Genomic DNA, 11,695 nt, shown 5'->3' on the forward strand with positions numbered 1-11,695 from the left:
CGCAAGCACGATGCGGGGAACCTGCTACTGGGCCAGGCTAGCGATGAAGTGCTCAGAGAGGAGCTGGAAATCGACCGGCTGCATCGGCAACTGGTAAAAATGGAGGGCCTGCGCCTGGACCTGCAGGCATTGAAGCGCCCGGGGCCGCTGGCGTTTGCCTTGCTGGTGGAGGGGATGCGCGAAACCCTGAGCACCGAGAAGCTGGCCGACCGTATTGCGCGAATGGTGGCGGACCTGGAACGCGCGGCGGGTGGGCAGTGAACAACCATCAGCCGATCGATTTGTGCGGTCAGGTACTATGGCTGCTGCCCGACAAGGCCATTTACTGGCCCGCCCGCCGGGCCTTGCTGGTGGCCGATGTGCATATCGGCAAGGCCGCCAGTTACCGTGCCCTGCATCAACCGGTACCGCGCGGGACCACCGATGCGACGCTGGCCCGCCTGGATGCCTTGCTGGCAGCGCATGATTGCGAGCGTCTGGTCGTGCTTGGCGATTTTCTGCACGCACGTACGGCCCGGGCACCCGCAACACTGGCCAGGCTGCAAGTATGGCGCGAGCGCCATGCAGGCCTGGATATTGTACTGATACGGGGCAATCACGACCGCAACGCCGGCGACCCACCGGCCGCGCTCGATATCCGGGTCGTCGACGAGCCATGGGTACTGGCGCCTTTCGCGTTGCAGCACGAACCCAAGCCGCACCCGGCCTACCCGGTGCTTGCGGGCCACGTGCATCCGGTGTTCGTCCTGCGCGGCAGGGCACGCCAGCGCTTGCGCCTGCCGTGCTTCCTGATCGATCAGCAAGTCAGCCTGCTGCCCGCATTCGGTGAGTTCACCGGCGGGTGGGAAATTGCACCGGCCAGCGCCAGCAAGGTTTATCTGGCTGGCGCAGACCGCGTGTGGCCGCTGCTATAGCAGCGCAGGCTCAGGCAACAGGTGCGGGAGGTGGCTCATCAGGCAGGGTCGGCTCGCCCGGCTCCATGGGTGGTGTTTCACCAGGTTGCGGTGGTTGCGGGGTATCGGGACCAGGCTGGTGGGGCACGCCCCCCGCCTGCAGCGGCAGCGGATGCGCCAGCAGTGACCACGGCAGCACCCCTACATGGTTGGGCTGCAAGCCGGCCAGCTTCGCACTGATCGCGGGATGGAGTTTCATTGGCACCTCCTGACAACAGCCGATGGGCGTCATGCACATCGGCACGGTTATCCGTTGGAGTGCCAAAGGCGCGTGAAATTCCGCGCGCCCGTCGGCTCAGGTGCGCGGCAGGGTGACGCCGCGCTGGCCCTGGTACTTGCCGCCACGGTCCTTGTACGAGACTTCACATTCTTCGTCGGACTGCAGGAACAGCATCTGCGCCACGCCTTCGTTGGCGTAGATCTTCGCCGGCAGCGTGGTGGTGTTGGAGAACTCCAGCGTCACGTGGCCTTCCCACTCGGGCTCGAGCGGGGTGACGTTGACGATGATGCCGCAGCGGGCGTAGGTGCTCTTGCCCAGGCAGATGGTCAGCACGTCACGTGGAATGCGGAAGTACTCGACGGTGCGCGCCAGGGCAAACGAGTTCGGCGGGATGATGCACACGTCACTCTTGATGTCGACGAAGCTGCCGGCATCGAAGTTCTTGGGGTCGACGGTGGCCGAGTTGATGTTGGTGAACACTTTGAATTCGTCGGCGCAGCGCACGTCGTAGCCATAGCTGGAGACGCCGAAGGAGATCACCCGGCTGTCCTGCTCGCCGCGCACCTGGCGCTCGACGAACGGTTCGATCATGCCGTGTTCCTGCGCCATGCGGCGAATCCACTTGTCCGATTTGATGCTCATGGCGGGGTGTCCTGAAGAGTTGCGAGGTGAAAATGGTGACGCGCATCTTACCGGTCCCGGCGCCCGCTTCAAAGTTTCATCCTGCATTAGGGCTACAATCCCCGCCCGACGGGGCTTGCAGCCGCCGTCGATCCGATTTTGCGTAAAGCGGCCTCTGGCCATTGGCAGGTTGCGGAAAGTGGGGTAAGGTGTCGCCACTGTGCTGCACGTGACACCGAGAATCTCTAGTTTGATGCACGATCAAGATCGCACCATCGCTGAATTTTCTGCTCTCTTTGCGCTCAGTCCCGGGAAGGGTTTTTCCTGACCGTAATTAAATTGTCCAAGGAGACAGAAAAATGTCCAACCGTCAAAACGGTACCGTTAAGTGGTTCAACGATGAGAAAGGCTACGGCTTCATCACCCCTCAGTCGGGCGACGACCTGTTCGTGCACTTCAAAGCCATCCAAGCTGACGGCTTCAAAACCCTGAAAGAAGGCCAGGCTGTTACTTTCGTCGCTACCCGCGGCCAGAAAGGCATGCAGGCTGAAGAAGTTCAGATCGCCTAAGTCGATCTAGCTTCCTAGCTTTCAAAAAAACCCGCCTTCTGGCGGGTTTTTTTATGCCTGGCTGAAAGACCGGGTCGCCTGCTTCGCGGGCTTGCCCGCTCCCACTGCGGGAGCAGGCGACTCGGTCTCAGGTCAATCTTCGCTGATGGTGATGCTCGGCATGGCAGGTGCTGCTGCTTCCTGCAGGACGATCCGGGCGCCCACCTGGCGCGCCAGTTCCTGGTAGACCATGGCAATCTGGCTTTCCGGCTCGGCAATCGCCGTTGGCTTGCCACTGTCGGCCTGCTCGCGGATCAACATCGACAACGGCAGTGACGCCAGCAGGTCGACGCCGTACTGGCTCGCCAGCTTCTCCCCACCACCCTCACCAAACAGATGCTCGGCATGGCCGCAGTTCGAGCAGATATGCACGGCCATGTTCTCGACCACGCCCAGCACCGGGATATTGACCTTGCGGAACATCTCCACGCCTTTTTTGGCATCCAGCAGCGCCAGGTCCTGTGGCGTGGTGACGATCACCGAGCCGGCCACCGGCACCTTCTGTGCCAGGGTCAGCTGAATGTCACCGGTGCCCGGCGGCATGTCGATCACCAGGTAGTCCAGGTCATCCCAGGCAGTCTGGGTCACCAGTTGCAGCAATGCACCGGAAACCATCGGGCCACGCCAGACCATAGGCGTGTTGTCGTCGGTAAGGAACGCCATGGACATCACTTCGACGCCATGGGCCTTGATCGGCACAAACCACTTCTGCTCGCGAATCTGCGGGCGAGTGCCCTCGGCGATACCGAACATCACGCCCTGGCTAGGGCCGTAGATATCGGCATCGAGGATACCGACCCGTGCACCTTCGCGGGCCAGGGCCAGGGCCAGGTTGGCTGCGGTGGTCGACTTGCCCACACCGCCCTTGCCCGAGGCCACGGCGATGATGTTCTTGACGTTGGCCATGGCCGGCACCTGGGCCTGGGCCTTGTGCGCAGCCACGACGCAGTCGATCGACACCTGGGCGCCGCTGACGCCGTCAAGGTTGCCGATAGCGGTCTGCAGCACCTGGGCCCAGCCGTTCTTGAACAGCCCTGCGGCATACCCCAGCTGCAACTGCACGCTGACCTGCCCACCCTGGATATCGATGGCGCGCACGCAACCGGCGCTGACCGGGTCCTGGTTCAGGTAGGGGTCGGTGTACTGGCGAAGCACGCCTTCGACGGCGGCACGGGTGACGGCACTCATGGACACTCCCATTGGCAAACTGAATATAAAACAGGCGCCTATCCTAACCCGTCAATCGTCCGCAGATGCTTCTGCTGGGTGAAATATATTCGCCAGCCCTTTATAGTGGCCGATCACCCTCATTTTTACCCCGTAGCCAGATAAGTAGCCGAGCCACCATGTCCGAGCCACGTCAGATTCTCGTCACCAGCGCCCTGCCCTATGCCAATGGATCGATCCATCTTGGCCATATGCTGGAGTACATCCAGACGGACATGTGGGTGCGCTTCCAGAAGCTGCGCGGCAACCAGTGCATCTATGTCTGCGCCGACGACGCCCACGGTTCGGCGATCATGCTGCGCGCCGAGAAGGAAGGCATCACGCCGGAACAGCTGATTGCCAACGTCCAGGCCGAGCACAGCAGCGACTTCGCCGACTTCCTGGTGGACTTCGACAACTTCCACTCCACCCACAGCGAAGAAAACCGCGAACTGTCCAGCCTGATCTACACGCGCCTGCGTGAAGCCGGGCACATCGCCACCCGTTCGGTGACCCAGTATTTCGACCCGGAAAAGGGCATGTTCCTCGCCGACCGCTTCATCAAGGGCACTTGCCCGAAATGCGCGGCCGAAGACCAGTACGGCGACAACTGCGAAAAATGCGGCGCCACCTACGCGCCCACCGAGCTGAAAAATCCCAAGTCGGCCATCTCGGGTGCCACCCCGGTACTGCGTGATTCCCAGCACTTCTTCTTCAAGCTGCCAGACTTCCAGGCCATGCTGCAGCAGTGGACCCGCAGCGGCACCCTGCAGGACGCGGTCGCCAACAAGCTGGCCGAATGGCTGGACTCGGGCCTGCAGGAGTGGGACATCTCCCGCGATGCGCCGTACTTCGGCTTCGAGATCCCGGGCGAGCCGGGCAAGTACTTCTACGTGTGGCTGGATGCGCCGATCGGCTACATGGCCAGCTTCAAGAACCTCTGCGCACGCCGCCCGGAGCTGGATTTCGATGCCTTCTGGAACCAGGACTCCAAGGCCGAGCTGTACCACTTCATCGGCAAGGACATCGTCAACTTCCACGCCCTGTTCTGGCCAGCCATGCTCGAAGGCGCCGGCTTCCGCAAGCCGACCGCGGTCAACGTACACGGCTACCTGACCGTCAACGGCGCCAAGATGTCCAAGTCGCGCGGCACCTTCATCAAGGCCCGCACCTACCTCGACCACCTGCAGCCGGAATACCTGCGCTACTACTACGCGGCCAAGCTGGGCCGTGGCGTCGATGACCTCGACCTGAACCTCGAAGACTTCGTGCAGAAGGTCAACTCCGACCTGGTCGGCAAGGTGGTCAACATCGCCAGCCGCTGCGCCGGGTTCATCCACAAGGGCAACGAGGGCGTGATGGTAGCCGGCGATGCCGCGCCAGAGCTCACCGAAGCTTTCCTGGCCGCCGCGCCGTCCATTGCCGAAGCGTATGAAGCGCGCGACTTCGGCCGCGCCATGCGCGAAATCATGGCACTCGCCGACCGTGCCAACGCCTGGATCGCCGACAAGGCACCGTGGTCGCTGGCCAAGCAGGAAGGCAAGCAGGATGAAGTGCAGGCCATCTGCGCCCAGGGTATCAACCTGTTCCGCCAGCTGGTGATCTTCCTCAAGCCTGTGCTGCCGGTGCTGGCCGCCGACGCCGAAGCGTTCCTCAACGTGGCGCCATTGACCTGGAACGACCACCTGTCGCGCCTGGAAAACCACGCGCTGAACCCGTTCAAGGCGCTGATGAGCCGCATCGAACTGGCCAAGGTCGAGGCCATGGTCGCTGCCAGCAAGGAAGACCTGCTGGCCGCCGAAGCCAAGGCCCCGGCGGGCAATGGCGAGCTGACCAAGGACCCGCTGTCGGCGGAGATCGAGTTCGATACCTTCGCTGCCGTCGACCTGCGCGTGGCGCTGATCGTCAAGGCCGAAGCCGTGGCGGGTGCCGACAAGTTGCTGCAACTGACCCTGGACATTGGTGACGAGCGCCGCAATGTGTTCTCCGGGATCAAGTCGGCCTACCCCGACCCGTCCCAACTCGAAGGCCGCCTGACCATGATGGTGGCCAACCTCAAACCGCGCAAGATGCGCTTTGGCGTGTCCGAGGGTATGGTCATGGCTGCGGGCCCTGGCGGTGAGGAAATCTACCTGCTGAGCCCGGACAGCGGCGCCAAGCCAGGTCAACGCATCAAGTAAGCTCCCTGCCCCGGCCCTCGTGCCGGGGCATTGCTTTCAGCCCTTGGTGACCGGACCCTCGCCACGATTTCCGGCTATCGTCATGCCATGAACGACTACATTCTGGTGTTGGTCAGTGCCGCGCTGGTCAATCAACTGTGCCTGCTGCAACAGCCCGTTCCCAGGCTGCACGTGCATGTGCACGGCCTGGCCTGCGCATTGTGCATTGCCCTGGGCGTGATCGGTGGTCAGCTGCTGGTGCGCGCAGTGCTTGTGCCGCTGCAGGCGCAGGACTTTGTCCTGTTTCTGCTGTTGCCATGGCTGGCGCTGCTCGCCTGGGGCGTACCGCAATTGCTGGCCATGTGGCGTCCGGCCTGGGCCATGGTGGGTCGGCCGACACTGCTACTGGGAAATGCCGCAGTGTTGGGCCTGGCCCTGCAGCAGACAAGCAGCGACAGCACATGGCTGGCAACGCTGCTGCAAGCCCTGCTGGCCGGTGCCGGCTTCTGGCTGGCGCTGGCGCTGTTTGCCGACCTGCGCGAGCGCTGTGCCCACGCCGACATCCCTGGCGCACTACGCGGTCTGCCCATCGAATTGCTGGGTGCCGGGATAATGGCCATGGCATTTTCCGCTTTCAACGGGTTGTTCGCACCATGAAAACCGTTCCCGACCCGCGGCTGCGCACCAGCATGGGCCTGGTACTGCTGGCCTGCAGCCCTGGCCTGCTGACGTTGCTGTGGCTGCAAGGCTGGGGGGTGCTGCTGAACCTTCTGCTAAGCGCCAGTGCCGCCCTGCTGTGCGAAGCGTTGCTGGTGGCGGTACGGGCACAACCGCCGGGTGCGGCGCTGAACGATGGCAGCGCGCTGGTAACCGCCGTATTGCTGGCGGCCTCCTTGCCCGCCCTGGCCCCTTGGTGGTTACCCGTGGTTGCCGCGAGCGTTGCCATTGGCATTGGCAAACAGGCCTTTGGCGGTGTCGGGCGCAATCTGTTCAACCCGGCCATGGTCGGCTATGCCTTCGTGCTGCTGAGCTTCCCGCTGCAGATGAACCATTGGCCAGGACCGGCACCCGGCCTGCTGGACAGCCTGCAACAGGTGTTTGCCGGGGGCGACCAGGTCGATGCCTGGGCCCGGCCGACACTGCTCGACGGCCTGCGCCACAACCGCAGCCTGACCATCGATGAACTGTTCGCCAGTCACCCAGGCTTCGGCAGCATTGGCGGGCGGGGCAGCGAATGGGTGAACCTGGCCTTTCTGCTAGGCGGCCTTTTCTTGCTACAGCGCAGAGTAATCAGCTGGCATGCCCCTGCGGGGTTGCTGGCAGGGCTGGCGCTGTTCAGCCTGCTGGGCTGGAACGGTTCGGGGTCGGACTCCAATGGCTCGCCCTTGCTGCACCTGTTCTCCGGTTCGACCATGCTGGCGGCGTTCTTCATTGCCACCGAACCTGTATCCGGTCCCAGGAGCGAATGGGCCAGGCTGTACTTCGGGGTGGGCACAGGGCTGCTCATCTACCTCATTCGCACCTGGGGCAGCTACCCGGATGGCACGGCCTTCGCCATCCTGCTGATGAACCTCATGGCACCGGCGCTCGACCGCCTGGCCCTGCAGCGCCAGCAGGCCGCTCGATGAACCGCCTGGCGCGCGACGCGGGCCTGTTGCTGCTGACCGCAGCCATTGCTGTGTCCACTACCCTGGCATGGCGGCAGTGGACCCGGCCGGCGATCGTCAGCGCCGAGAAGCAACTGCAAACTCGCCAACGACTGGCGGTGCTGCCCGCCGGCAGCTACGACAACCAGCCGCTGGACAACCCTTTGCCAACACCTGCTGCACAGCGGCCAGCCAGCCGCATCCTGGCGGCTTACCGGGCCACCCTGACGGGCAAGCCAAGCGCGATCATTCTGGTCACCCAGGCCCAGGGCTACGCCGGGCCAATCGTACTGAGCGTCGCCATCGCCACAGACGGCCGGTTGATTGCCAGCCAGGTGGTCGAACAGCAGGAAAGCCCGGGGCTGGGGGCACGCCTGGGCGACCCGCAGGTGCACTGGCTGGACCAATTTGCCAATCGCCATCTGGGCGATCACTGGGCGCTTGAACGGGACCACGGTGACTTTGACCAGCTGGCCGGCGCAACCGTGACCTCGCGGGCAGTGATCACCGCCTTGCAGGAAGCGCTGGGCTATTTCGATGAACAACGTGGCAGGCTGCTGGAGGGCGCCCTGGATGAATAGGTTCTACCTGTTGGCTGCAAGCCTGGTGTCCTTGCTGGGCGCCACCCGGACACTGCGCGAAGGTGTCGCCATTGGCTTGTGCGCAGTGCTGACAGCCAGCTTGCACCAACTGTTGCTGACACCGCTGCGCAAGCGGCTGGCCCGTTGGGCGTATGTGCTGGCCAGCTTGCTGCTGCTGGCGGCGTTGCTCACCTGCTTGCAACTGGGGCTGCGTGCCTGGCTGCTACCGCTGGCGATTACCCTCGGCCCCTACCCGCTCCTGCTGTGCCTGCAATGCCTGGCCGTTGACCACCTGGTACCCGAACAAGGCCGCTGGCGCCTGCTTGCCACGCACCTTGGCGCGGTGTTTGCCTGCTGCCTGTTGCTTGGCGCCTGCCGCCAGTGGCTGGCCAACATCACAGATGTACACCTGGCCAACCTGGCCCCCGGCGCGCTGCTACTGCTCGGACTGCTGGTGGCCTTGTACAATCGCCTGCGTCCGGGCCCCGCCCATCCACGCCGTCAAGGAAAGCTCTGATTTCATGAATGCCGCCAAACGCCTGGAGATATTTCGCAGGCTGCACGAAGACAACCCCGACCCCAAGACCGAACTGGCCTACACCACTCCGTTCGAGCTGCTGGTGGCCGTGACGCTGTCCGCGCAATCCACCGACGTCGGGGTCAACAAGGCTACCGCCCGCCTGTTCCCGGTTGCAAATACCCCCGAGGCTATCCATGCCTTGGGTGTTGAAGGCTTAAGCGAGTACATCAAGACCATCGGGCTATACAACAGCAAGGCCAGGAACGTGATTGAAGCCTGCCGGCTGCTGATCGAACTTCACGACAGCCAGGTGCCGCAAACCCGCGAAGCCCTGGAGGCGCTGCCTGGTGTGGGTCGCAAAACCGCTAACGTGGTACTCAATACCGCGTTCCGCCAGCCAGCCATGGCAGTGGATACGCATATTTTCCGCGTCAGCAACCGCACGGGTATTGCCCCAGGCAAGACCGTGCTGGAAGTGGAGAAAAAGCTGATGAAGTTCGTACCGAAGGATTACCTGCTGGACGCTCATCACTGGCTGATCCTGCACGGGCGTTACGTGTGCCAGGCGCGCAAGCCGAGGTGCGGCAGCTGTCGGATCGAAGATTTGTGCGAATACAAGCACAAAACCTCTGACGATTGAGCCAATAGGCAGAAACCACCCAGCACGATTGAAAAAATCTTTTTTACCAACGTCTGCTTTCTGGTTATAAGGACGGCCAATGGCCCCTTGGCTTGGAGCGACTCATGAGTAGCGATAAAGACGACCTGTCGATCGAAGATGATTTTGTTGCCGTAGAGGATGAAGCGGAGCCCCAGGTGGAAACCGCAAAGACCAACCTCAGCAAACGCCGCACCATCGACAACATGCTCGAAGAGCGACGCTTGCAAAAGCAGCTGGCCGATTTCGACTACGATCTGTAGCGCCGGGCCGGCAACCCTGGCAAAGCCTCCCGATTGGAGGCTTTACGGCTTCGCCGTCAGTTCAGTCCTTGCCGCTGTGCCAGTTCGATCAAGTCGACGAGTGATCGCGCATTCAGCTTGAGCAACAACCGCGCCTTGTAGGTACTGACCGTCTTGTTGCTGAGGTACATGCTGTCAGCGATTTCCTTGTTAGAACGCCCCCGGGCCAGCTGCTGCAATACGGTCATCTCGCGCGCCGAGAGGCGGTTGACCATGTCTGTCTCGCTACCCCCTCCCCTGCCACGTGACGCATGCAAGGCCTGGTTGGGGAAATAGCTGTAGCCCGACAGTACGGCCTTGATGGCGCTCAGCAGCTCGGTCAGCTCCTGTTGCTTGCATACATACCCCGCAGCCCCCGCCTGCATGCAGCGCATCGAAAAGTTGCCGGGCACCTGCGATGTCAGCACCAGTACCTTGCTCTTCGGACTGAAAGTCGCAATGCGGGCAATCACCTCCAGGCCATCGAGTTTCGGGATACCGATATCCAGAACCACGATATCCGGCAGGTGTTGCCTTGTCAGCTGCAGCGCAGCCACCCCATTGTCGGTTTCCGCCACGACGTCGTACCCATGCCGCTCCATCAGCATGCGTACGGCCAGGCGTATGACCGGATGATCATCCACGATAAGCACTTTATTCATGCGATATCCATTCATTCATTATTGCTTTGGCACGCCAAGATAACCGACGGGGCGCCTGCTGGCGCGGCGATTTCCGGGCGAAACGGATGAACAGATGAAACCTACATCACTTACAGAAATTTCCTACACACAACGGCAGTAGTTGTAACAACCAACTTCTTTATTACCTAAAAGCGGTATCAGTCGGCTGCAACAATGACCCTATTGAACATTCACCTTGATTTGAAGAAGCATCCAACTTCTCAGTCAGAAAAAATACTGCTGCAGAGCATGCTGGCGTCCACACCCGGAAGCGCTCCAGTCTTCAGTTGATTGCACCTCAGAGGTGAAGATGGGCAAAATCGCTGGAGACGGCCCACATGACCCCATCACAACCTGTCGCCCCGCTGACCATCATTGCCATCTTCGCGGGGATCATCGAGGCATCCGCCCTGGCTACACTGCCGTTTCTAAGCGAGTCCAGCCAAAAGCTCTACACTTGGTTCCTGGTAGGCTTCCCGTTCTTTCTGACGGCACTGTTTTTCCTGACGCTGAACTTCAATTACAAGTCGTTCTACAACCCGTCAGCACGTGAAACAGCAACCGACGCCCCCCCGCAATCCAGCGCTGCAGCCACTCCGTCCATCGCCAATAACCCCCAGGAGTCTGCGCATGAGGAGCCTGTCACCTTCACGTTCTCCGGCCCTGAGGCCAACCGCCTGATGGAGCAACAGTTGCTGTTTGCGCTTGCCCAGCCAGCCGTGCCAGCGCGCATCTGGCGCTTTTGCAACCTGGATCAACGTCAATGTGTTCAGCTGTCGATCAGCCCACTGGATGCCGATGTGGTAGACCCTGGAAGTTGAAACCGCAGGCCTTTGCGCAGGCAAAAAAAACCCCGGCCAAAGCCGGGGTTCTTGCTACACGCCAATGATCAGAGCAGCGAACGGCCCTTGTTGGCAGCGATGCGCATACGCAGGGCGTTGAGCTTGATGAAGCCGGCAGCATCCGCCTGGTTGTAGGCGCCGCCATCTTCCTCGAAGGTAGCGATGTTGGCATCGAACAGCGAATCGTCCGACTTGCGGCCCACTACGGTGACGTTGCCTTTGTACAGCTTCAGGCGAACAACACCATTCACGTTGACCTGCGAAGCGTCGATCATCTGCTGCAGCATGACGCGCTCCGGGCTCCACCAGTAACCGGTGTAGATCAGGCTGGCGTACTTCGGCATCAGCTCGTCTTTCAGGTGAGCGACTTCGCGGTCCAGGGTGATCGATTCGATGGCACGGTGAGCCCTGAGCATGATGGTGCCGCCAGGCGTCTCGTAGCAGCCACGCGACTTCATGCCGACATAACGGTTTTCGACGATGTCCAGGCGGCCGATACCGTTGGCACCACCGATACGGTTCAGATCGGCCAGGACGGTGGCCGGGGTTTTCTCGACGCCGTCGATGGCGACGATGTCACCGTTGCGGTAGGTCAGCTCGAGGTAGGTTGCCTGGTCCGGGGCGTTCTCTGGCGAGACGCTCCAGCGCCACATGTCTTCTTCGTGCTCGGTCCAGGTATCTTCCAGGACACCGCCTTCGTATGAGATATGCAGCAGG

Annotated in this window: 14 protein-coding genes and 2 pseudogenes; 11 read left to right on the forward strand and 5 right to left on the reverse strand. The window is 61.9% G+C overall.

Features of this window, described 5'->3' with window-relative positions; genetic code table 11:
• Nucleotides 1–261: pseudogene (locus HP546_RS17780) on the forward strand (DNA ligase-associated DEXH box helicase); the annotation flags it as partial.
• Nucleotides 258–914 (forward strand): ligase-associated DNA damage response endonuclease PdeM, encoded by a 657-nt coding sequence (gene pdeM, locus HP546_RS17785; protein ID WP_172227894.1) that lies wholly within the window; start codon nucleotides 258–260, stop codon nucleotides 912–914. The pseudogene HP546_RS17780 and the gene pdeM, both read left to right, overlap by 4 nt.
• A gap of 10 nt (nucleotides 915–924) precedes the next feature.
• Here the strand turns inward: pdeM and HP546_RS17790 are convergent, their stop codons facing one another.
• Entirely contained in the window at nucleotides 925–1,152 is a 228-nt protein-coding gene (locus HP546_RS17790) for a hypothetical protein (protein ID WP_172227896.1), read from the reverse strand.
• A 96-nt stretch (nucleotides 1,153–1,248) separates the two neighbouring features.
• On the reverse strand, nucleotides 1,249–1,815 hold the full coding sequence (gene dcd / locus HP546_RS17795) for a dCTP deaminase (RefSeq protein ID WP_003258001.1): 567 nt from the start codon (nucleotides 1,813–1,815) through the stop codon (nucleotides 1,249–1,251).
• 338 nt (nucleotides 1,816–2,153) lie between these two features.
• Between dcd and HP546_RS17800 the strand changes: the two genes are divergently transcribed.
• A complete protein-coding gene (locus HP546_RS17800; RefSeq protein WP_012273869.1) occupies nucleotides 2,154–2,363 on the forward strand; it encodes a cold-shock protein in 210 nt (69 codons plus the stop codon).
• Between the two features lie 132 nt (nucleotides 2,364–2,495).
• Here the strand turns inward: HP546_RS17800 and apbC are convergent, their stop codons facing one another.
• Nucleotides 2,496–3,590 (reverse strand): iron-sulfur cluster carrier protein ApbC, encoded by a 1,095-nt coding sequence (apbC, locus tag HP546_RS17805; protein ID WP_172227898.1) that lies wholly within the window; start codon nucleotides 3,588–3,590, stop codon nucleotides 2,496–2,498.
• Between the two features lie 158 nt (nucleotides 3,591–3,748).
• On the opposite strand from apbC, the gene metG reads away from it, so the two are divergent.
• From metG to HP546_RS17840, 7 genes are all read left to right on the forward strand, one after another.
• The gene (gene metG, locus HP546_RS17810) at nucleotides 3,749–5,788 is read left to right on the forward strand and encodes a methionine--tRNA ligase (RefSeq protein WP_172227909.1); all 2,040 of its coding nucleotides are present in this window, start codon (nucleotides 3,749–3,751) and stop codon (nucleotides 5,786–5,788) included.
• A gap of 87 nt (nucleotides 5,789–5,875) precedes the next feature.
• On the forward strand, nucleotides 5,876–6,424 hold the full coding sequence (locus tag HP546_RS17815; RefSeq protein ID WP_172227911.1) for an Rnf-Nqr domain containing protein: 549 nt from the start codon (nucleotides 5,876–5,878) through the stop codon (nucleotides 6,422–6,424).
• On the forward strand, nucleotides 6,421–7,395 hold the full coding sequence (locus HP546_RS17820; protein WP_172227913.1) for an RnfABCDGE type electron transport complex subunit D: 975 nt from the start codon (nucleotides 6,421–6,423) through the stop codon (nucleotides 7,393–7,395). Before HP546_RS17815 ends, HP546_RS17820 begins: the two co-directional genes overlap by 4 nt.
• Entirely contained in the window at nucleotides 7,392–7,994 is a 603-nt protein-coding gene (locus HP546_RS17825; protein WP_172227915.1) for an RnfABCDGE type electron transport complex subunit G, read from the forward strand. The genes HP546_RS17820 and HP546_RS17825 overlap by 4 nt, the downstream gene beginning before the upstream one ends.
• Entirely contained in the window at nucleotides 7,987–8,511 is a 525-nt protein-coding gene (locus tag HP546_RS17830) for an NADH:quinone oxidoreductase (RefSeq protein ID WP_172227917.1), read from the forward strand. Before HP546_RS17825 ends, HP546_RS17830 begins: the two co-directional genes overlap by 8 nt.
• A gap of 4 nt (nucleotides 8,512–8,515) precedes the next feature.
• Nucleotides 8,516–9,154, forward strand: coding sequence for an endonuclease III (nth, locus tag HP546_RS17835; protein ID WP_172227919.1), 639 nt, complete (start codon nucleotides 8,516–8,518; stop codon nucleotides 9,152–9,154).
• 104 nt (nucleotides 9,155–9,258) lie between these two features.
• Entirely contained in the window at nucleotides 9,259–9,435 is a 177-nt protein-coding gene (locus HP546_RS17840) for a PA3496 family putative envelope integrity protein (protein ID WP_172227921.1), read from the forward strand.
• A 56-nt stretch (nucleotides 9,436–9,491) separates the two neighbouring features.
• Here the strand turns inward: HP546_RS17840 and HP546_RS17845 are convergent, their stop codons facing one another.
• A complete protein-coding gene (locus HP546_RS17845; protein ID WP_172227923.1) occupies nucleotides 9,492–10,115 on the reverse strand; it encodes a response regulator transcription factor in 624 nt (207 codons plus the stop codon).
• A gap of 359 nt (nucleotides 10,116–10,474) precedes the next feature.
• Here HP546_RS17845 and HP546_RS17850 point away from each other — a divergent pair, with 359 nt between their 5' ends.
• Nucleotides 10,475–10,957 (forward strand): hypothetical protein, encoded by a 483-nt coding sequence (locus HP546_RS17850; RefSeq protein WP_172227932.1) that lies wholly within the window; start codon nucleotides 10,475–10,477, stop codon nucleotides 10,955–10,957.
• 68 nt (nucleotides 10,958–11,025) lie between these two features.
• Here the strand turns inward: HP546_RS17850 and HP546_RS17855 are convergent.
• Nucleotides 11,026–11,695 (reverse strand): annotated as a pseudogene (locus HP546_RS17855) (argininosuccinate synthase domain-containing protein); the annotation flags it as partial.

Origin of the sequence: Pseudomonas sp. CM25 (assembly GCF_013179705.1) — a bacterium.
In the GTDB taxonomy this organism is placed as follows: Bacteria; Pseudomonadota; Gammaproteobacteria; order Pseudomonadales; family Pseudomonadaceae; genus Aquipseudomonas.